The organism is Paracoccus angustae (assembly GCF_042648745.1).
Taxonomy (GTDB): Bacteria; Pseudomonadota; Alphaproteobacteria; order Rhodobacterales; family Rhodobacteraceae; genus Paracoccus; species Paracoccus angustae.
Window position 1 is genome coordinate 177,259 of sequence record NZ_JBHRXY010000006.1, and the last position, 17,927, is coordinate 195,185.

Consider the following 17,927-nt stretch of genomic DNA (forward strand, 5'->3'; position numbering starts at 1 on the left):
GGCGGCATTTGCCCCGGTGTCCTGCGGCGGGTCAAGAGAGCGGATCGCCAAGATTCCGTCATTTGACCCCCGGACCGGGCTGCGCCAATCTTCCTTTCAGTCCCAGGGACAAGAAAGGAATCACCGATGGCATTCCGCCTTTTGACCGCCGTATCCGCCGCGGCGCTTTTCGCTGGGTCGGCGCAGGCCGAAACGGTGCTGCATATCCTCCACACCAATGACCTGCACAGCCGGATCGAGGCGATCAACGAATACGACAGCACCTGCGACCAGGAAGCCAAGGATGCGGGCGAATGTTTCGGCGGCGTGGCGCGCGTGGCCTCCAAGGTCGAGGAACTGCGCGACAGGATCCGGGCCGAGGGCGGCGATGTCATCGTTCTGGATGCGGGCGACCAGTATCAGGGATCGCTGTTCTACACCACCTACAAGGGCAAGGACGTGGTCGAGTTCATGACGGCCATCGGCTATGACGCCATGGCGGTCGGCAACCACGAATTCGACGATGGGCCCGAAGGGCTGGCCGTTCTGGCCGACGGGGTGGAATTTCCGGTCGTGTCCGGCAACCTGGATCTGTCGCAATCGAACGTCCTGAAGGGCAAGGTCGACGATGTCGTCACGCTTGAGGTCGGCGGCGAGAAGATCGGCATCGTCTCGGCGCTGGCGATGGACACGCCGGAAACGGCTTCCCCTGGCCCCAGCGTCATTTTCCAGGACGACATCGAAAGCCTCAAGGCCGATGTGCAGGAACTGACCGACCAAGGCGTCGACAAGATCATCGCGCTGACCCATGTGGGCTATGGGCGCGACCAGGACTTCGCGAAGGAGGTCCCGGGGCTGGACGCGATCATCGGCGGCCATTCCCACACGCTGCTGGGCGACATGGAGGATGCCCAGGGGCCTTATCCCACCATGGTTGCCGGGCCGGACGGGACCGAGGTGCCGGTTGTCACCGCCTATGCATACTCCAAATACCTGGGCCACCTGACCTTGACCTTTGACGACGACGGCAAGCTGACAAAGGTCGAGGGCGAGCCGATCCTGCTGGACAGTTCGGTTCCCGAGGACGAGGCCATCGCCGCGCGCGTCACCGAAATGGCCGCGCCGATCGAGGAGCTTCGCCAGAAGGTCGTGGCCGAGACCGCTGCCCCCATCGACGGCGACCGCACCAGCTGCCGCGTCCGGGAGTGCGAGATGGGCAACCTGGTGGCCGATGCGATGCTGGATCGCGTCAAGGACCAGGGCATGACCATTGCCATTGCCAATGGCGGGGGCCTGCGCGCCTCGATCGACCAGGGGCCGGTGTCGATGGGCGAGGTCTACACCGTTCTGCCGTTCCAGAACACGCTGGCGACCTTTCAGCTGAAGGGTGCCGATGTGGTCGCGGCCCTGGAAAACGGGGCCAGCAAGTACGAAGAAGGCGCGGGCCGTTTCGCGCAGGTGGCGGGGCTGAAATACACCGTCGATCCCGCGGCCGAGGCGGGCAAGCGGATCAGCGACGTGATGGTCATGGCGGATGGCGAATGGAAGCCCATCGACCCCGCCGCGACCTATGGCGTCGTGTCGAACAACTACATGCGCGCGGGCGGCGACGGCTATGACGTCTTCGAGACGAAGGCCCGGAACGCTTATGACTTCGGACCGGATCTGGCCGAGGTCGTGGCCGGCTATCTGGGCGCGCAGGAGGGGCCCTATAAGCCCGCCCTGGACGGCCGCATCACCGTCAAGTGACGGGCGCTGTCCTCGGCGGTGCCGGGGACATCCGCCTTACAAGGACTCGACTAGGCGGCGTTTGCCGATGTTGCGCAACTGCCGTTCCGACAGCTGTTTCGCTTCGCGCCCGGTTAGCAGGCGGCGGGCGGGGACCGTGGCTGTTTCCCGTGCCAGTTGGGGAAACAAGGCCATGATTTCCCGGCGCGCCGCGTCGCTGACCGATTTCAGCGCCTGCGGCCCGGTGTAAAGGCTTTCCGACCAGGCGCCGTTCGACAGCACGATCTCGTGCCGGTCGAACAGCAGGTGGAAATAGCTCACGCCTTGCGGCGGAACGATCACCTCGATCCCGGGCAGCCCCGCCAGATGCTTGGCCGCCACCAGGATCTCGGCATTCTCGAACAGCCGGTGGGCGATGCGGGATCGGACCAGGATCCTGTGCTGCGGCGACACCACAAGGTCGCTGCCGGGGGTGCCTTCGCCAAGCGCACCCTTGCGGATCAGGATCGGCCGCAGGTTGGGCCGCATTTCCAGCCCTTCCTTCGAGACATGCGTCCCCCCGTGCCAGCGAAGCACCTGCGCCCCTCGATCCCGCGTCAGAACCGGATCGCCGGGCCGCAGCGCCTCGATCGGCCGAGGTCCGGCGGGCGTGCCGATCAGCGTTCCCATGGCAAAGCAGGTCACGGCGGCGGGCGGCGCATAGGCCGTGGAATCGTTTGCACGCCCGACGCCCTGCACGGCCTTGAAGGTATAGGTCTTGGTCAGGCTGAAGACCGGAAAGGTTCCGTTCGCCCGCGCGACCGGGATCAGCAGGACCGAATGCCGTCCGCCCAGTTCCGCGCCGAACGCGTTCGGTTCGTGCTTTCGGGGAAACAGCGCCATGAACTCGTCATGGCTGCCGTCGGCGTTCTGGGTCCGTATGATCGAGGTGGTGTGGAACGACAGCGCCGTTCCGGCCGGCGTCAGCGCGGCATCGTTGCCGAACCTGACGGCCGTTGTCAGCGTCTGGCCCGCCGCATCGGGCGCATAGCGGCCGCTTTGGAAACGCGAGTCGTCGTCAGCGATGGAAACGGTGGACAGGGTCGCGCCGGACATGTTGATCGCGCCCGTGACGTTCGACCATGGCGCCTGCGCCGCCGTTTCGGTGCCGGAGCCCTTCGTGGTGACAGGCTGACCCAAGGTCAGCATCGTGAACTGGTAAGACTCGTAAGCCATCACACCCGTCGTCCTGGCATGGGGCCCGGCACGTTCCGGGCTGAACGACCAGGGTCGGCCGTCAGAACAGCCATAGCGGCCAACGGTTAACGAAGGGTTAATCTTGCTTGACGGTTAATGAATGCCGCAGGGTGACCGTCAGGGCTTCCAGCGCAGGAAGTTGGCGATCAGGCGCAGGCCCGTCGCCTGCGATTTTTCGGGGTGGAACTGGGTGCCCACGATGTTGTCGCGCCCCACCACCGCCGTGACCGGCCCGCCGTAATCGACATGGGCCAGCAGATGCGACGGGTCCGCCACCCGGAACTGCCAGCCGTGAACGAAATAGGCGTGGTCGCCCGTGGCGATCCCCTCCAGCACGGGATGGGGCCGGTCGATGACCAGATCGTTCCATCCCATGTGCGGCACCTTCAGTCCCCGTTCCTGACGATCGGGCGTGGCGATGGCGGCGACTTCTCCGCCGATCCAGTTCAGGCCGGCGGTTTCGCGGTATTCATGCCCTGTGGTCGCCAGCATCTGCATCCCCACGCAGATGCCCATGAAGGGCACGCCCCGGTTCAGCACGGCCTCGCGCAGCGCCTCGGCCATGCCGTCCACCTCGCCCAGGGCGGTGCGGCATGCGGGAAAGGCGCCGTCGCCCGGCAGCACGATCCGGTCGGCCCGCGCCGCCACGGCGGGGTCCGCCGTCACGACGATCTCGGCCCCCGCGTCGCGGCCCATCAGCTGGAAAGCCTTTTGCGCCGAATGCAGGTTGCCGCTTTCATAATCTATCAGCGCGACCCGCATCACAGCGCCCCCTTGGTCGAGGGCAACACGCCCGCCATGCGCGGATCGGGTTCGACCGCCTCGCGCAGGGCGCGGGCCACGGCCTTGAAGGCCGCCTCGGCGATGTGGTGGCTGTTGATGCCGTGGATACGGTCCACATGCAGGGTGATGCCGCCATGGGTGGACAGGGCCTGGAAGAACTCTCGGACCAGTTGGGTGTCGAAGGTGCCGATCTTCTCGGTCGGGAACGCAACGTTCCATACCAGAAAGGGGCGCGCGGACAGGTCCAGGGCCGCGCGGACCAGCGAATCGTCCATGGCCAGCAGAAAACTGCCGTAACGGCGGATGCCCTTCTTGTCGCCAAGCGCGCGGACCAGGGCCTGGCCGATGGCGATGCCCGTGTCCTCGACGGTGTGGTGGTCGTCCACGTGCAGATCGCCCTTGGCGCGGATCGTCAGGTCGATCAGCGAATGGCGCGACAGCTGGTCCAGCATGTGGTCGAAAAAGCCCACCCCCGTCTGGTTGTCGTAGACGCCCGTGCCGTCGAGGTTCAGCGCGACCTCGATCTGGGTTTCGGCGGTGGTGCGGGTGATGGTGGCTTCGCGCATGGGGCTTCCTTTCGTCGCCCGCCTTATAGGCCGACCGGCGCGGCGCGCCAAGCGGGCAGGCTTGTCATGAGGCAGAGGCAATGCGACAACCAAGGAGACGCTTTGAAAGGACCGCCGATGAGCGACATCTCTGTCAGCGAACGCCGCCTCAGTGCCGCCTTGGACCGCATCGACCAGTTTCTGGACCGCGGCGGGATGGGCCATGCGTCCCCTGATCAGGATCTGAAAGCCGAACTTGACCGGGCCCATGCGCGGATCGCGGCGCTGACAAGGCAGCTGTCGCAGTCCGGGACTGACGCGGGCGGACCCGATCTGGCCGAACAGGCCGCGCGGCTGGCTGCGGCCAATGACGAACTGGCGGCCGCGAATCGCGCGCTGATCCAGGCGGCATCCGGCGACGGCGACCGGATCGAAGCGGTCAGCGTCGCCCTCGAGGCCGAGATCGAGGCCCTGCGCGCCGCCCGCGCCGCCGAGGCCGCGCAACTGGGGACGCTGCTGGCCGAGGTCGAGCGCCTGCTGGCCGAGAACGAGGCCGCCGCCGCCACGCCCGAGATCGCGGGCGATGCCGCGGGCGTGCCCGAGGACACCGATGCAGAACAAGGGGACCGCTAGATGGCCGAGGTCGATTTCATCATCGGGCACAAGGAATACCGCGTCGCCGCCCAGGACGGAGAGGAACGGCTGCTGCAACGCGCGGCAAGCCTGCTGGACGCCGAGGCGCAGCAGATCCTGGCGCAGGCCGGCCGCACGCCCGAGCCGCGCCTGCTGCTGCTGGCCGGGCTGATGCTGGCCGACCGCGTGGCCACGCTGGAGGAGCGGGCCGAAAAGGCCGAGCGTCACCTGAACCGCCTGCAGGCCAATCCCACCCGGGTCGAGATCCCGGTCATCCCGTCCGACCTGAAGGAAGCCATGGCCGAACTGGCGGCGCGGGCCGAGTCCCTGGCCGACCGGCTGGAGGAGCAGGGCGGCCGTTAACCCGCCCTTAACGCCGCTGTGGCAGACAGGGGGTCATGCGTGTTCTTGTTCTTCTTTTGCTGCTTGCGGCCTGCGCGACCCCTTCGCCTCGGATGATGGGGGCGATCCGCCACGACATCCGCCTGCAAGGCATGGACTTCGCGGTTTTCCACAAGGACGACAGGGCCCAGGTCATGCGCCTGACCTTTGCCGCCCGCCCCTCGGTCGCGGTGATCCGCCCGCTGATGGAACAGGCGGCGGCGCAAACGACGGGCTGCACGGTTATTCCCTTCGGCGTCACCGCCCGGACTCCGCGCGACACAGGGGTCGCGACCTTTGACCTGGATTGCTGGGGCGCGCTCAGCCCTCGCCCAGATAGCTGACCAGGATCTGCGCCACGGCTTCGGGCGCGTCGGCATGCAGCCAGTGCCCGGCGCCCTTGACGCGCACCACGCGCGCCTGCGGGAAATGGTCGCGCAATGCCGCCTGGCCCCGGGCGGTCACATAGTCGGACGCCTCGCCCGCGACCTCCAGGACCGGGCCGTCGAAGCTGCCCCTCGGCAATTCCTCGGGCCAGCCGACCAGCTTGTCCATCTGGTCGCGCAGGGCGGTCAGGTTCAGCCGCCAGGCCTTGGGATCCGCCTTCAAATCCAGCGATTGCAGCAGAAAGGCGCGCACGCCGGGATCCTCGACCCGTTCCGCCAAGGCGGCGTCGGCGGCGCTGCGGCGGTCCAGGTCGGCCAGGTCCAGCGCCTCCATCGCGTCGATCAGCCCGGTCTGCGAATGGCCGTAAGCCAGCGGCGCGATGTCCAGCACCGCCAGCTTGCGCACCATTTCGGGCCGTGTCAGCGCCAGCGCCATCGCAGCCTTGCCCCCCATGGAATGCCCGACCAGATCGACCCGTCCCCCCAAATCCGCGACCGTCCCCGCCAGATCGTCCGCCAGCGCCGGATAGCCGTGGTCCGGGTGGTGGAAGCTGTCGCCGTGGTTGCGCATGTCCACCGTGACGACGCGCCGCCGGTCCGCCAGCCTGCGCGCCAGCGCGCCCAGGTTGCGGCCTTGTCCGAACAGGCCATGGACCAGCAGCACCGGCAAACCGTCGGCTTCGCCGAAAATCGTGTGATTCAGTTTCATGCCGCGATCCTAGAGCGTCTGGCGCGGCGCTGCCAGTGCGGCTAGACTGCCGCCCATGACACGCCACGCAACCGGTCCCGACGACATCCGCGACATGGCAGACGAGGTGTCGCGCCTCCTCGCAGCCCGGTTCGGCGGCGCGCGGCGCGGCGAACGTCCGCCCCTGCATGTGATGCTGCGCCGCCGGGGCGGGGCCTTGCCGCGTCGACTGCGCAGGCAGGCCGCCGCCCTGGCGCAGGCCGACCAGCTGTCCGCGCAGCCCAAGATCGCACGCCAGCTGGACCTTGCCCGGCTGTCGCGCGCCCACCGCGCGCTGACCGCCCATCTGCAACCCCTGGGCGAGCTGTCGCGCTGGCAGGGCAGGGCGCTTGGCTTTGCGGCCTCTGTCGTGCTGGGCCTGCTGGTTCTTTCGGCAGTTGTGGTCTGGATCATGTTGCGGCGGGGCCATCTCTGACGGTTGCATTCGCTGCAAGGCGGGTTTACGTCGCAGGCGTCTTGTCATTGCTGCACCGCAGCGAGATGTTGGGGCGATCACCCTCGGGAACGCGCGCATGACTGAACACGGCAATCTTCGTTATGCCATCCCGGCATTGGCCCTTGGCGCCTTCGCCATCGGCACGTCGGAATTCGCGGCCATGGGGCTTTTGCCCTATTTCGCGGGCGACCTCGGCATTTCGGAGCCGCAGGCGGGTCATGTCATCAGCGCCTATGCCCTGGGCGTGGTGATCGGCGCGCCGCTGACGTCGATCCTGGGGGCGCGTCTGCCCCGCAGGCGCTATCTGGCGGCGCTGATGGCCTTTTACGGCGTGATGAACATCGCCGCCGCGATCCTGCCGGGGCTGGCCACGCTGACCGCAATGCGCTTCCTGGCCGGCCTGCCGCATGGCGGCTTTCTGGGGGTGGCGATGCTTTACGCGGCCGACGCCCTGCCGCGAGAGCATCGGGCGCGGGGCGCCGCGCAGGTCATCATGGGCCTGACCGTCGCCAACATCGTGGGCGTCCCGCTGGCGGGCTGGCTGGGCCAGAGCGTCGGCTGGCGGTGGGGCTTTGCCTTGCCGGGCTTTATCGCGCTGCTGTCGGCCTGGCTGATCCTGAAGGTGGCCCCGCGCGTCGGCGGCAATCCCCACGCGCGCCCCTGGGACGAACTGCAAGCCCTGCGCAACCCGCGCGTGCTGTGGCTTCTGGCCGTGGGCGCCGTGGGCTTCGGCGGCTTTTTCGCCGTTTACGCCTTTCTCACCGCCGCGATGATCGCCACGACGCAGGCGCCCTCCTACGCGATCCCCTTGGCGCTTGGCGTGTTCGGCGTCGGCGGCACGCTGGGCACCTGGGCCGCGGGGCGGCTGACCGAACGCGTGGGCCAGACCCGCGCGGCCTATGTCAGCCTGGCCGCGATGGCCGCGACGCAGGGCTTCGCCTCGCTGGCGGTCGGCAACTGGCCCCTGATGGTGCTGTCCTCGTTTCTGCTGGCGGCGGGGGCGGGGCTGGTGATCCCGCTGCAAACCCGGCTGATGGATGTCGCGGGACGCGCGCAGAACATGGCCGCCGCCATGAACCACGCGGCCTTCAACGCGGCAAACGCGCTTGGACCCTTTCTGGCCGGGCTGGCGCTGACGGCGGGGTGGGGATGGGCTTCCAGCGGCGTGGTCGGCATCGCGCTTACGGCTGCGGGGGCCTTGGTCCTGACCCTGGCAGTCTGGCATGATCGGGCAAGCGGGGCGGTGGCAGACTGCGCATGATCACCTGGCGCGAGGTCGAGGCGAACTCGCGCCGCCAGGTCACGAACAGCACCACGGCGGTGCCCGCCATCAGCGCCCATGGCCCCGCCAGCCACCCCAGAGAGCCGAGCGCGAAGTAGACGCTGCGCAGCCCCGCGTTGAAGCTGCGCGCGGCGGTGATGTTCAGATCCGCCGCCTGCATGGCGCGGTCGCGGGTCATGGCGTCTTGGGGGTCGTTCGGCACGGCGGCCATCATGATTGCGCAGTATCCGAACAGCCGGTGCGACCAGACGAACTTCAGAAACGCGTTGACGACGAAGAACATCGGCACCAGCAGCTTCAGTTCCCACGGAACGCCGCCGGCGCCTTCCAGGGCCAGCCCCTCGGCCAGGCCGCGCAACTGGTCGGTGTTGCCGATCAGCGCCAGGATCCCGCCCGTGGCGATCATGCAGGCGGACGCGAAGAAGGCCGTCCCCTCGCGCAGGCTGGCCAGGATGTTGCCGTCGAAGATGCGCGGATCGCGGGTGATGAAATGCACCATCCATTCGCGCCGGAACATCATCATCAGCACCGAAACCGAGGGCTTTCCCGCGGGCGGGCGTTCCGTGAACCAGCCGATCCCGAACCAGGCGGCGAACAGCAGCACCACCGCCGCGAGGTCGGCGGGCGGAATGCGGTCGGGAAGCGCAAGCTGGATGTTCATGGCCCGGGTTTAGGATGCTGCGGTCCGTCTTGAAAGCCCCCTTCGCCGCCTTCGCTCTCGGCGATGGAGCGCGCCGGCCAAAGGGTTTGATGCCCCCCGCCATGCCCGATGACCTGTCCCAGCAAGTCGCGCGCATTCACAAAGACGAAGGATGCGCGTTCCGGGCGGCCTGCGGATGAACATGACCGGGCAAGGTCGCCGTTGCGGAGACGGAACCGGCGATCCGCCCGCCCCGCGAGGCCCGCCCGCCCGCCGCAGCCCGCGGCGGGTGCGCTCGAAAATGCGCAAGCATCCTCTTGAAGGCAGTCGGCGCGATCCTAGATTCCCGATACCGGCGGCCAGACTGGCGTCGGCAAGACTGCCCGCCCGGCGACCGGGGGGCACACCACTGCATCGCTTGTGAAGGATGTGACCATGCGCAACTTTGACCTGACCCCGCTTTATCGTGCCTCGGTCGGCTTCGACCGGCTGGCCGACGTGATGGACCGCGCCCTGTCGGCGGACGTGTCCGCGCCGACCTATCCCCCCTACAACATCGAGAAGACCGGCGAGAACGCCTATCGCATCTCGATCGCCGTGGCGGGCTTTGCCGCCGACGATCTGAATGTCGAGGTCCGCGATGGCGCCGTGATCGTCTCGGCCCGCAAGGCCGAGGAAGACGACGGCCGCACCTATCTGCACCGCGGCATCGCCACCCGTGCGTTCGAGCGCAAGTTCACCCTGGCCGACCATGTCCGCGTCGATGGCGCCAGCCATGTCGACGGGATGCTGCACATCGACCTGGTTCGCGAAATCCCCGAGGCCTTGAAGCCTCGCCGGATCGAGATCGCCAAGTCCGCGCAGAAGGTCGAGAAACTGGACGCCTGAGGCACCCGGACGGCTTCCGCTCCGTGAAGCCCGGATGCCCGTCGGTTCACCCCGGCGGGCATTTCGCGTTGGGTTTGGTAGGCCCGGAGGGGAAGGCGTAAGCAAGCCTTTCCAATGCTCTATCCTGACGAACCCCGAAAATTCGGCCATTGAACGGTTTGGCAAAAATCGGGCTGTGACGAACCCGCCAGAGCATCCGCTTCACCAGGAAAACGAAAACCCCGGCGCGCTGGCGGGCGCAACCGGGGCTGATATCGAAGACTGGCTGTCTTGGGTCGATCATAACATTCAGCGTGAGTCGGCGGCAAGAGGTTTGATGGAGGCCGTGCTGGCCTGCGATCCGTCTGACCGGCTGGAACTGCTTGAGCGGTTTTATGAGGCCTTGTGTCCCGGCTTCCCGATTATCGCCTTCGACAGCCTGATGGCCGAGGCCGCATTCTGGGCAGACCGGGCCAGTCCAGCCGAGCGAAAGGCCTATGCGCTGGCCTGCTATAACCGCCTGTCCCCTTCCGATCAGTCCGGCTTTCTGGATTACGTTCAACAGAAGGGGGCGGCAGCATGAGCAACGTCACCAAACTGCCCTCGGCAGCCGTGTCCTACTACACTGTCGCCAAGCGGGGCGCGATCTGGGCCATTGTGCTGGTCACACCTATTGAAGGCATGAAGCCCCTCAAGACAGCGATCTATTCGTCACCTGACCGTCAGGAAGCAGTCTCCTACGGGAAACAGCTTGCCGCCCGGATGCTGCGTCCCTTCAAGGAGGGCCGTGCGTGATGGGTGCATTCGAAGTCATGGGCGCCTTCGACAAGCGCCACCGCGAGGAATACGGCAGCAATCCCGCCAGTTTGATGACCGGCCGCGCAGGCGACCTGGCTACGTCCTTGATACCGCTGAGCAGGGTCAAGCCGATCCTCAAGTGTCGCTATCTGGTCAAAGGCTGGCTGGATCAGGGGGCGTTCAGCGTCGTCTATAGTGAGTCCAATGTAGGCAAGACCTTCCTTGCCATGGATCTGGCTTTGCATGTTGCTGCCGGGATGGACTGGCATGAGCATCGCGTCCCTACTGGCGAGAAATGGCTTGGCCCTGTGGTCTATGTCGCCAGCGAAGGCGGGACCGGCATCCATAACCGGATTGAGGCGATGCGACGGGACAATCCGGCTCTGATGAGCCGGGTCGATGACCTGGGCGGCTTCCTGCTTCTCAAGACCGGCTTGGACCTCTGCACGAGCGACGACAGCCAGTATCTTGTCGAAGCTATCGGCACTATGCCCCGCGCGCCGTCCCTGATTGTCGTGGACACGCTGGCCCGCGCGATGGGCAACGGGGACGAAAACACCGCCAAGGACATGGGCCAGTTCGTCCGCAGCATCGACCATCTGCGGGAAGCAACCGGCGCCCATGTCATGGTGATCCACCACAGCGGCAAGGACGCCACCAAGGGCGCGCGCGGCTCAGGTAGCTTGCGGGCAGCGGCAGACACTGAAATCGAACTGACGCGCAACGACAGCATCATCATCGCGGAAACCCGCAAGCAGCGGGACATGCCTTGTGACAACGTGTTCGCCTACAGCTTGAAGTCGGTGTTCCTTGGCTTTGACGACGATGGCGACAAGGTGTCATCCGCCGTCGTCCAGCAGGCCGAGATTGTGAAGAGCAAGGCCAAGGTCAAGCTGACCGGCACTGACAAGATAGCCCTGCAAGCCCTGGATGACTGTATCCGCGACCATGGCGAAAAGCTGACCAGCGACAACTATCCGCGCAATCGCCGTTGCGTGTCCCTGGAACGCTGGCGCGAGTATTGCGACCGCCACAGCCTGTCGAGCGGGGAAAGCGATAGCGCAAAACGGAAGGCCTTCTTCACCGTCAAGAACCGTCTCCAAGAGAAAGAGATGGTCCGCGTCATAGATGGATGGCTCTGGCGAATTGCACCTGATGATGAGGCGTTACCACCGTTACCGACCGTTACCAGTAACGCAGGGAACGCCGGTCATGCTGCCGTTACCACCGTTACCGCCCCCTATAAGGGCGGTAACGCGGTAACGCTGACCCAGCCTGAGAACCGCTCACTTTCCCAAGAGAAAAAAGAGCGAACCGCCGAAAGCCTGCGGGAACGCGATCCTGATGCCTTTGACCCGGAGATGTGGCGATGAATACCAAAGTGGAGATCAAGGGCGGCGGTCTGGATGAATTTGCCGATCTGGCAGACAAGCTGGCCCGTGGCGAAATCACCGTGAAAGCCGCAAGGGCTGCGATCAACGTCGTCGGCAAGGATGCACGGAAGGCGGTGAAGGCGGCGCTGCTGAAACAGTTGGGCCTGCCTTGGAAGGAGATCGTGCATTACGGTGGGCTTGAGTTCAACCGCGCATCAGCCAAGCACCTCAACTACAGGATCGTCAGCCAGGGCAAGGCCATCCCGCTCAAGGCGTTTGGTGCAACGCAGAGCGCGACCGGAGTGCAGGTCAAGTTGGGCGGGAAGGCCGTAAGAATGCCCGGGCTGTTCATCAACGCAGGGCGATGGGACAGCGGGCAGCCGGTATTGGGCGGGCATGTGTTCCAACGAAAAACCGTGTTCTCGCTGCCCGTCGAGAAGCAGTTCGGGCCGAGCGTGCCGGAAGAGATCGTCACGGGCGAGACGGCCAGGGCGTTCCTTCAAGAGGCTGACAGGCTTCCCCGCGAGATCGCCATCCAGATGGCCCGCGAGACGAAGGGCGCGGTGTCATGAGCGGGTCCTTCCCCCTGGCCCCCCTTAGCGGGTGGCGGGCTGCCCGACTTTTTAGCCTGTTTTTGAAATTCCAATGGGGATCCGGTGCCAATGGAAGCGCGTGAGGTGAGCGCCCGGCAGCTTGGCGAGGTGCTAGGGTTGAACGAGCGGACAGTCCGCGAACTGGTGGATCGCAACATCGTCACTCGCACGGCCCGAGGCCGATATGACCTGTTCGGCAGCGTCCTGGCCTATGTCGAGCATCTGCGCACCGTTGCGGCTGGTCGAGGCGGGGAGGCAGCGTCCTATGACCTGACCCGCGAACGGGCGCGGCTGGCGAAGGAACAGGCAGATGAACGCGAACTGCGCAATGCCACCCTTCGCGGCGAACTTGTCGAGGCACAGGCGGTCAGGCGGGAATGGGCGGACATTCTGCGGAGTGTCCGTTCCCGTGTCCTGTCCGTTCCCAGCCGTGTCCGTCAGTCATTGCCACACCTGACCGGGCATGACGTTGAGCGGATCGACAACGAATTGCGTCGGGCTTTGGAGGAGGCTGCACGCGATGAATGATCTTGCCCCTATCCGCGCTCATGCTCTTTCGGCCCTCGTCCCGCCGCCGCGCCTGCGGCTGTCTGACTGGATCGAGTCGAACATCTGGCTTCCCGAGGGTGTGTCCAGCCTGCCAGGGCGGGTGGAACTTTGGCCGTTCCAGCGTGATATAGCGGACGCCATCGGTGATCCGCTGATCGAGCGGGTGACGCTGGTCAAGCCGGTGCGCGTCGGCTTCACAACGCTGCTGTCCGGTGCGCTGGCGTCCTATGTGGCGAACGATCCTGCACCGATCCTGGCGTTGCTGCCTACGGAAGCCGATGCACGCGACTACATGGTCAGCGACCTTGAGCCTATCTTTGCCTCATCCCCTGCGCTGGACGGCTTGCTTGCCGCTGGCGAGGATCGCAACACGCTGCTGTCGCGCCGCTTCCCTGGCGGATCGCTCAAGGTCGTGGCGGCCAAGGCACCGCGCAACCTGCGCCGGCACAACGTCCGCATCCTGCTGATCGACGAGGCGGATGGGATGGAAGTCGGCCCGGAAGGATCGCCGATCCGGCTGGCAGAGCGCCGCACGCTGTCCTTCGCGGATCGGAAGATCGTTCTGGGCAGCACGCCGGTCTTCGAGGCCACAAGCCACGTCCTGCGTTCCTATGCGCAATCCGACGCGCGGGTGTTCGAGGTGCCCTGTCCCGACTGCGGCGAGTTCACCGAGATCCAGTGGCAGCATATCCAATGGCCGGAAGGGCAGCCCTTAGAGGCTGCGTTCGCGTGCCCGCACTGCGGCGTCATCGTCCATGAGCGCCACAAGCCTGCGATGGTCGCGGCTGGGCGGTGGCGGGCAACACGGCCGGAGGTCGAGGGCCATGCGGGCTTTCGGCTGAATGCGCTGGTCAGTCTCTTGACGAACGCAAGCTGGGGGCGCCTGGCACAAGAATTTATCGGGGCGAAAGGCGATCCGTCGCAGCTGCAAACCTTCGTCAACACGATCCTTGCCGAAGGGTGGCGGGAGGATGGTGAAGAACTGGACGAGGCGGCTATCGAAGCGCGGGCGGAAAAGATCGGCTTGGACGCCTTGCCCGAGGATGTCCTTGTCATCACAGCCGGGGCAGACGTGCAGCATGATCGTATCGAGGTCACGTTCACCGGCTGGGGCGAGGACGGGGCACCGGTATTCCTGGGCCATGAGATCGTCTGGGGCGCCCATGATGATCCTGCCCTGTGGTCGGAACTGGACGATCTGCTGACTATGCGATGGCCGCACCCTCTGGGCGGATCGCTGGGCACCGAGGCGACGGTTGTGGACGCAGGCGACGGCGCGACCATGGCTGCCGTCCTGGCCTTCTGTGCGCCGCGTGCAGGCCGCAAGGTGCTGGCAGGCAAGGGTGTGGCAGGCACAAGGCCCATGATCGAACCCAGCCGCTCCAAGACCCCTGGCGGGCGCCTGTGGCTGATCGGCGTGGACGGGATCAAGACGCAGTTGATGAACCGCATCACGCGCGGCGGGGCAATCCGCTTCTCTCGCAGCCTGGGAACTGCATGGTTCGAGCAATTGGCGTCCGAGCGGGCGGTCGTGCGGTATGTTCGCGGCCAGCCGCAGCGCCGGTTCGAGCGCATTCCTGGCCGCCGTGCCGAGGCGCTGGACTGCGCGGTCTATGCTATCGCAGCCCGACAGGTGTTGCAGGTGAACTTCGCGATGCGGCGTGAGGATCTGAAAGCAGGCTGGTCGGGCCGATCAGCGGCACGGCGTTCGGTGATCCGGTCCAGCTGGCTGGGAGGTTAGAGACAGGGCAGGTTGCGCCCGCCAGGCAGTCTCCTTCGCCTGCAAAGCAACCCCGTTAGTCGGCGAGTGGGAAAACCCCGACACCCTGTGCGGATTAACTGGCCGGTGACAGGGGTCAATCCAAAATTGGACTGACCCCATTCGGGGTCTGACCTTGCGGGGATTAACCTTGACCATAATTGCGATGTAGGTATAGCCTCATCCGTGGGCGTGGAAACCCGGACCAGTGATAGGCAAGTCAGCGTTGGCGCGCTTCGACTTGCGACGTGGAGCAAAGCCTTGGCGGGCCGCGCTTCACAAGAAGATCGCCTTGGCGGGCGTCTCAACTTCGGCCTCACTATGGCCGGGGGCAGACGTCATGTCCAGAGGGAAGCCTTAAAAGCGTCTGGCTTGTCTCACTGGCAAGTTTCCAACCCCCGGCTGCCGTGTCCGACACGCGGCGCAGGGCCTTGGAAAGCCCTTCACCAGTGAGAGCCAATATGACCTATCAGAACAGCAAACAGCCCCGCGCAAGCGCCATGCTGTCCGTCCAGCGATGGAACGAACTGTCCGACTTCATTGATCTGGCGAAAGACGCCTTGGGCGATAAGCCCGAGGATTTCGACGGCCTTTTCTTCGCCAACTGTGAAATCCAGTTGCAGGCGGCAATGGAGATCCTCGCCGCCCGCCGCCGCGATGACCGGCCATGGGGTGAGCCGGCCACCGATGAACGGCCGACTGTCCAGCGCATCCGCGAGGCTATGCGGATCATGCGCAACTTCGCCACCGTCATCGACAAGCAGGCGCCCGATGGGGGGCAGTTCGGCATCCCGTCATTGGCAATCGACTGGGCCTGCGGCGAGTTGACCGAGGCCCTGCGGCTGGAGGGCGCAGCATGAAAACCGTGGCTGACTACATCGCTGACCAACAGGCAGTGGCGCTGCGCCTTCAGTGTGTCCTTCAGGCGCTGGAAGAACTCAATGTGCAGAGCATTGCGCCAGAAGCTCAGTCAACTCTGATCCTGGTTGCGCGGGGAATGGCAGAGGATCTGAACACGTCGCTGGATAGCGTGAACCTCCCGAAGGGAGACGCAGCATGAGGACTGCCAAGGAACTGCAAGACGAGATCATCCGGCTGGACGGCCAGTTGGCGGAATGCCGCAACTTGGTTAGCGCGCTTTTCCTTCTGGTGGATGATCTGGCGACAACATCGATGGAAGGCCACGAGGCAACCCTGCGTGACGGCATTGTGGGTGTAACCTGGGCGCTTCGGCGCGAAGTGGGCATGCTGGACTGACCATCAGCCCCCGGCTTCGGTCGGGGGAACCATCGTCCAACCGCCATTGGCGGATGAACAAAACCTCATGTGAGTTTCATTCTTGACTTTGGAAGAAACTCATGTGAGGCTTCATCCTATGAAAGCGCCATTTGATCTCGAAGAACCACGCTTCACGCAGGCCGAAGTCTTGCGGATGCTGCCCCTTCTCAAGGCCAAGACCCTGCAGAACTGGGTTAGTCGCGGCATTATTGAGATGGATGATCGCAAGAAGGGGAAGGGGACTCGCCTTCTCTACACCCCTTTGGGCGTCGTCGGACTGGACTTCATGTCGCGTGTGACGCTCTACGGCGTCCCCCCCAAGGAGGCCAGCGATATGGCGGAATACATAATGAACCGTGCAGTCGAGCGGTTTGAGAGGGAGCCGTTCGACATTCTGGAGGATGCCGAGTCTCGGTTTATCCCGGTGACGCCTGAGACAATCGGCAACTTCCGTCGCGCGCAAATTTTCACTGATGACGGCTCCGAATATCACCTTGGATATTGGAACGATGTGAACGACTTCAGCGAACGGATCCGCTCGGACGTGGTGATCAGCGTTGAGATCGACTTTTGCATCGCTCAAGTGATTAACCGCATTTTCCTGCTGGAAGCGGGGAAAATCTGATGACCCTGCTGGATCTTCACGGCAACCCCCTCCGCCGCGCCGAAACGACCCCCGCCCCCCGCCGCCGTTCCCTGGACGCGGCCACGGGCGGGCGCCGGGCTGTCGGCATGGGTGTTTCACAGGGCGCACCCGCAGAGACAGCATCCGCGTCTATCGTGCGCCAGCGCGCCCGCTATGCCGCCCTCAACAATCCGTGGATCGGGAACGCGGTCGGCAACATGACTGCCGCCCTGGTCGGATCGGGCTTGCGCCCTGCGCCCCTGCATGACGACAAGACCGTGCGCCGCAGCCTGACGCGGGCCTTCGACGCCTGGGCATCAGATGCGGACTGGCACGGGCAATCCGACTTCTGGGGGCTGCAAGCCCTGATCAGCCGTCACCTTGTCGTTGATGGTGAGGCGCTGATCATCCTGCGCGACACTGACGAAGGCCTGCGCCTGCAGGTTCTACCGCCCGAACATCTGGACGAAAGCAAGACGATCATCGGGGCCGGGGGCAGCGTGATCGTTTCCGGTGTCGAATACGACGCTACCGGCCGCCGCGTGGCCTATCACATTCTACCGGAACGCCCTGCTGCCAGTTGGGAGCAATACGCCCCTGCGGTTCGCGTGGATGCTGCTGACGTGCTGCATGTCCTTCATCCCATTGGCGCAGGCCAGACGCGCGGTCTGTCCTGGCTGGCACCGATCATCCTGACCGCTTCGGAACTGGACCAGTTGACTGATGCCCTGCTTGTCGGCGCCAAGACCGCCGCCATGTTTGCGGGCTTCATCGTCAACACCGCAGACCCGAGCGGGGTCGATGACATGGACGCCGCCGATCTGTCGCTGGAACCTGGTGCGATCCGCATCCTTCCCGGCGGGGCCGATATTCGGTTCACGTCGCCACAGCAGGCAGCACAGGGGATCGAACACGCCAAGCTGAACCTGCGCGCCATGGCTGCGGGCTTGGGTATTCCCGAGCATCTGCTGACAGGCGATCTGTCCGGTGCCAACTATTCTTCGCTGCGGGCCGGGCTGCTGCCCTTCCGCGCGCGTATGGAGCAGGTCCAGTATCACACCCTGGTTCCTCAGCTTCTCCGGCCAATCTGGCGCCGCTGGCTGGCGATCGAAGTCGCAGCCGGTCGGCAGGATGCCGTGATCGAAGCTGACTGGATCGCCCCCCGTCCGCAGCAGGTGGACCCGGTGAAAGACGCAGAGGCCACCGAAAAGCACCTTGCCATGGGGCTAACTGTTAATTTCCACCCAGAAGTGACCCAGGTTTTCCATCGAGAACTGACCCACCTTTGATTATGGTTTTTGGGTCATT

23 protein-coding genes are annotated in these 17,927 nt (G+C 65.2%); 18 read left to right on the plus strand and 5 right to left on the minus strand.

What is annotated here, in order from left to right; translation table 11 throughout:
- Positions 1-126: 126 nt before the first annotated feature.
- Complete coding sequence (locus ACFOM8_RS10365; RefSeq protein WP_377761275.1) at positions 127-1,728, plus strand: bifunctional metallophosphatase/5'-nucleotidase; 1,602 nt, start codon at positions 127-129, stop codon at positions 1,726-1,728.
- A gap of 36 nt (positions 1,729-1,764) precedes the next feature.
- Here the strand turns inward: ACFOM8_RS10365 and ACFOM8_RS10370 are convergent, their stop codons facing one another.
- The 3 genes from ACFOM8_RS10370 to hisB all read right to left on the minus strand — a co-directional run bounded on the left by ACFOM8_RS10370 (position 1,765) and on the right by hisB (position 4,292).
- A complete protein-coding gene (locus ACFOM8_RS10370) occupies positions 1,765-2,922 on the minus strand; it encodes a Hint domain-containing protein (RefSeq protein ID WP_377761276.1) in 1,158 nt (385 codons plus the stop codon).
- A gap of 138 nt (positions 2,923-3,060) precedes the next feature.
- The gene (hisH, locus tag ACFOM8_RS10375) at positions 3,061-3,705 is read right to left on the minus strand and encodes an imidazole glycerol phosphate synthase subunit HisH (protein ID WP_377761277.1); all 645 of its coding nucleotides are present in this window, start codon (positions 3,703-3,705) and stop codon (positions 3,061-3,063) included.
- Positions 3,705-4,292 carry an imidazoleglycerol-phosphate dehydratase HisB gene (hisB, locus tag ACFOM8_RS10380; RefSeq protein ID WP_377761278.1) on the minus strand — a complete coding sequence of 196 codons (588 nt, stop codon included), beginning with the start codon at positions 4,290-4,292 and terminating at the stop codon, positions 3,705-3,707. The genes hisH and hisB overlap by 1 nt, the downstream gene beginning before the upstream one ends.
- A 117-nt stretch (positions 4,293-4,409) precedes the next feature.
- Here hisB and ACFOM8_RS10385 point away from each other — a divergent pair, with 117 nt between their 5' ends.
- Genes ACFOM8_RS10385 through ACFOM8_RS10395 form a run of 3 tightly spaced genes read left to right on the plus strand, consistent with a single transcriptional unit; the run spans position 4,410 to position 5,629 of the window.
- On the plus strand, positions 4,410-4,904 hold the full coding sequence (locus tag ACFOM8_RS10385) for a hypothetical protein (RefSeq protein ID WP_377761279.1): 495 nt from the start codon (positions 4,410-4,412) through the stop codon (positions 4,902-4,904).
- Positions 4,905-5,267: a cell division protein ZapA gene (gene zapA, locus ACFOM8_RS10390; protein WP_377761280.1), complete on the plus strand. Its 363-nt coding sequence runs from the start codon at positions 4,905-4,907 to the stop codon at positions 5,265-5,267. It begins immediately after the preceding gene.
- A 35-nt stretch (positions 5,268-5,302) separates the two neighbouring features.
- Positions 5,303-5,629, plus strand: coding sequence for a hypothetical protein (locus tag ACFOM8_RS10395; protein ID WP_377761281.1), 327 nt, complete (start codon positions 5,303-5,305; stop codon positions 5,627-5,629).
- Here ACFOM8_RS10395 and ACFOM8_RS10400 read toward each other — a convergent pair.
- Positions 5,607-6,380 carry an alpha/beta fold hydrolase gene (locus tag ACFOM8_RS10400; RefSeq protein WP_377761282.1) on the minus strand — a complete coding sequence of 258 codons (774 nt, stop codon included), beginning with the start codon at positions 6,378-6,380 and terminating at the stop codon, positions 5,607-5,609. The two genes, ACFOM8_RS10395 and ACFOM8_RS10400, sit on opposite strands and share 23 nt — an antisense overlap.
- A gap of 55 nt (positions 6,381-6,435) precedes the next feature.
- Here ACFOM8_RS10400 and ACFOM8_RS10405 point away from each other — a divergent pair, with 55 nt between their 5' ends.
- Together ACFOM8_RS10405 and ACFOM8_RS10410 are read left to right on the plus strand one after the other, a co-directional pair.
- Complete coding sequence (locus tag ACFOM8_RS10405) at positions 6,436-6,834, plus strand: hypothetical protein (RefSeq protein WP_377761283.1); 399 nt, start codon at positions 6,436-6,438, stop codon at positions 6,832-6,834.
- A gap of 97 nt (positions 6,835-6,931) precedes the next feature.
- Positions 6,932-8,116, plus strand: a complete 1,185-nt coding sequence (locus tag ACFOM8_RS10410) for an MFS transporter (RefSeq protein ID WP_377761284.1) — start codon at positions 6,932-6,934, stop codon at positions 8,114-8,116.
- Here the strand turns inward: ACFOM8_RS10410 and ACFOM8_RS10415 are convergent.
- Positions 8,037-8,798 carry a DUF599 domain-containing protein gene (locus ACFOM8_RS10415; protein WP_377761285.1) on the minus strand — a complete coding sequence of 254 codons (762 nt, stop codon included), beginning with the start codon at positions 8,796-8,798 and terminating at the stop codon, positions 8,037-8,039. The two genes, ACFOM8_RS10410 and ACFOM8_RS10415, sit on opposite strands and share 80 nt — an antisense overlap.
- Before the next feature lie 414 nt (positions 8,799-9,212).
- Between ACFOM8_RS10415 and ACFOM8_RS10420 the strand changes: the two genes are divergently transcribed.
- From ACFOM8_RS10420 to ACFOM8_RS10475, 12 genes are all read left to right on the plus strand, one after another.
- Positions 9,213-9,665 (plus strand): Hsp20 family protein, encoded by a 453-nt coding sequence (locus ACFOM8_RS10420; protein WP_377761286.1) that lies wholly within the window; start codon positions 9,213-9,215, stop codon positions 9,663-9,665.
- Positions 9,666-9,840: 175 nt separating this feature from the next.
- Complete coding sequence (locus ACFOM8_RS10425; protein ID WP_377761287.1) at positions 9,841-10,227, plus strand: hypothetical protein; 387 nt, start codon at positions 9,841-9,843, stop codon at positions 10,225-10,227.
- Positions 10,224-10,439, plus strand: a complete 216-nt coding sequence (locus ACFOM8_RS10430) for a hypothetical protein (RefSeq protein ID WP_377761288.1) — start codon at positions 10,224-10,226, stop codon at positions 10,437-10,439. Before ACFOM8_RS10425 ends, ACFOM8_RS10430 begins: the two co-directional genes overlap by 4 nt.
- Entirely contained in the window at positions 10,439-11,815 is a 1,377-nt protein-coding gene (locus ACFOM8_RS10435) for a helicase RepA family protein (protein WP_377761289.1), read from the plus strand. Before ACFOM8_RS10430 ends, ACFOM8_RS10435 begins: the two co-directional genes overlap by 1 nt.
- Positions 11,812-12,387 carry a hypothetical protein gene (locus ACFOM8_RS10440; protein WP_377761290.1) on the plus strand — a complete coding sequence of 192 codons (576 nt, stop codon included), beginning with the start codon at positions 11,812-11,814 and terminating at the stop codon, positions 12,385-12,387. The genes ACFOM8_RS10435 and ACFOM8_RS10440 overlap by 4 nt, the downstream gene beginning before the upstream one ends.
- A gap of 90 nt (positions 12,388-12,477) precedes the next feature.
- Positions 12,478-12,936 (plus strand): DNA packaging protein, encoded by a 459-nt coding sequence (locus ACFOM8_RS10445; protein ID WP_377761291.1) that lies wholly within the window; start codon positions 12,478-12,480, stop codon positions 12,934-12,936.
- Positions 12,929-14,698 carry a phage terminase large subunit family protein gene (locus ACFOM8_RS10450; RefSeq protein ID WP_377761292.1) on the plus strand — a complete coding sequence of 590 codons (1,770 nt, stop codon included), beginning with the start codon at positions 12,929-12,931 and terminating at the stop codon, positions 14,696-14,698. The genes ACFOM8_RS10445 and ACFOM8_RS10450 overlap by 8 nt, the downstream gene beginning before the upstream one ends.
- A 425-nt stretch (positions 14,699-15,123) precedes the next feature.
- A complete protein-coding gene (locus ACFOM8_RS10455) occupies positions 15,124-15,576 on the plus strand; it encodes a hypothetical protein (protein ID WP_377761293.1) in 453 nt (150 codons plus the stop codon).
- Complete coding sequence (locus ACFOM8_RS10460) at positions 15,573-15,776, plus strand: hypothetical protein (RefSeq protein ID WP_377761294.1); 204 nt, start codon at positions 15,573-15,575, stop codon at positions 15,774-15,776. The genes ACFOM8_RS10455 and ACFOM8_RS10460 overlap by 4 nt, the downstream gene beginning before the upstream one ends.
- Positions 15,773-15,973, plus strand: coding sequence for a hypothetical protein (locus tag ACFOM8_RS10465; protein WP_377761295.1), 201 nt, complete (start codon positions 15,773-15,775; stop codon positions 15,971-15,973). The genes ACFOM8_RS10460 and ACFOM8_RS10465 overlap by 4 nt, the downstream gene beginning before the upstream one ends.
- An 82-nt stretch (positions 15,974-16,055) precedes the next feature.
- The gene (locus ACFOM8_RS10470) at positions 16,056-16,619 is read left to right on the plus strand and encodes a hypothetical protein (RefSeq protein WP_377761296.1); all 564 of its coding nucleotides are present in this window, start codon (positions 16,056-16,058) and stop codon (positions 16,617-16,619) included.
- Positions 16,619-17,908, plus strand: a complete 1,290-nt coding sequence (locus ACFOM8_RS10475; RefSeq protein WP_377761297.1) for a phage portal protein — start codon at positions 16,619-16,621, stop codon at positions 17,906-17,908. Before ACFOM8_RS10470 ends, ACFOM8_RS10475 begins: the two co-directional genes overlap by 1 nt.
- Positions 17,909-17,927 lie beyond the last annotated feature (19 nt).

Excerpts from the sequence above, each read along its gene's own strand:
- ACFOM8_RS10365 (WP_377761275.1), top strand. The coding sequence starts at position 127 with ATGGCATTCCGCCTTTTGACCGCCGTATCCGCCGCGGCGCTTTTCGCT.
- ACFOM8_RS10370 (WP_377761276.1), bottom strand. The coding sequence starts at position 2,922 with ATGGCTTACGAGTCTTACCAGTTCACGATGCTGACCTTGGGTCAGCCT.
- hisH (WP_377761277.1), bottom strand. The coding sequence starts at position 3,705 with ATGCGGGTCGCGCTGATAGATTATGAAAGCGGCAACCTGCATTCGGCG.
- hisB (WP_377761278.1), bottom strand. The coding sequence starts at position 4,292 with ATGCGCGAAGCCACCATCACCCGCACCACCGCCGAAACCCAGATCGAG.
- ACFOM8_RS10385 (WP_377761279.1), top strand. The coding sequence starts at position 4,410 with ATGAGCGACATCTCTGTCAGCGAACGCCGCCTCAGTGCCGCCTTGGAC.
- zapA (WP_377761280.1), top strand. The coding sequence starts at position 4,905 with ATGGCCGAGGTCGATTTCATCATCGGGCACAAGGAATACCGCGTCGCC.
- ACFOM8_RS10395 (WP_377761281.1), top strand. The coding sequence starts at position 5,303 with ATGCGTGTTCTTGTTCTTCTTTTGCTGCTTGCGGCCTGCGCGACCCCT.
- ACFOM8_RS10400 (WP_377761282.1), bottom strand. The coding sequence starts at position 6,380 with ATGAAACTGAATCACACGATTTTCGGCGAAGCCGACGGTTTGCCGGTG.
- ACFOM8_RS10405 (WP_377761283.1), top strand. The coding sequence starts at position 6,436 with ATGACACGCCACGCAACCGGTCCCGACGACATCCGCGACATGGCAGAC.
- ACFOM8_RS10410 (WP_377761284.1), top strand. The coding sequence starts at position 6,932 with ATGACTGAACACGGCAATCTTCGTTATGCCATCCCGGCATTGGCCCTT.
- ACFOM8_RS10415 (WP_377761285.1), bottom strand. The coding sequence starts at position 8,798 with ATGAACATCCAGCTTGCGCTTCCCGACCGCATTCCGCCCGCCGACCTC.
- ACFOM8_RS10420 (WP_377761286.1), top strand. The coding sequence starts at position 9,213 with ATGCGCAACTTTGACCTGACCCCGCTTTATCGTGCCTCGGTCGGCTTC.
- ACFOM8_RS10430 (WP_377761288.1), top strand. The coding sequence starts at position 10,224 with ATGAGCAACGTCACCAAACTGCCCTCGGCAGCCGTGTCCTACTACACT.
- ACFOM8_RS10435 (WP_377761289.1), top strand. The coding sequence starts at position 10,439 with ATGGGTGCATTCGAAGTCATGGGCGCCTTCGACAAGCGCCACCGCGAG.
- ACFOM8_RS10440 (WP_377761290.1), top strand. The coding sequence starts at position 11,812 with ATGAATACCAAAGTGGAGATCAAGGGCGGCGGTCTGGATGAATTTGCC.
- ACFOM8_RS10445 (WP_377761291.1), top strand. The coding sequence starts at position 12,478 with ATGGAAGCGCGTGAGGTGAGCGCCCGGCAGCTTGGCGAGGTGCTAGGG.
- ACFOM8_RS10450 (WP_377761292.1), top strand. The coding sequence starts at position 12,929 with ATGAATGATCTTGCCCCTATCCGCGCTCATGCTCTTTCGGCCCTCGTC.
- ACFOM8_RS10460 (WP_377761294.1), top strand. The coding sequence starts at position 15,573 with ATGAAAACCGTGGCTGACTACATCGCTGACCAACAGGCAGTGGCGCTG.
- ACFOM8_RS10465 (WP_377761295.1), top strand. The coding sequence starts at position 15,773 with ATGAGGACTGCCAAGGAACTGCAAGACGAGATCATCCGGCTGGACGGC.
- ACFOM8_RS10475 (WP_377761297.1), top strand. The coding sequence starts at position 16,619 with ATGACCCTGCTGGATCTTCACGGCAACCCCCTCCGCCGCGCCGAAACG.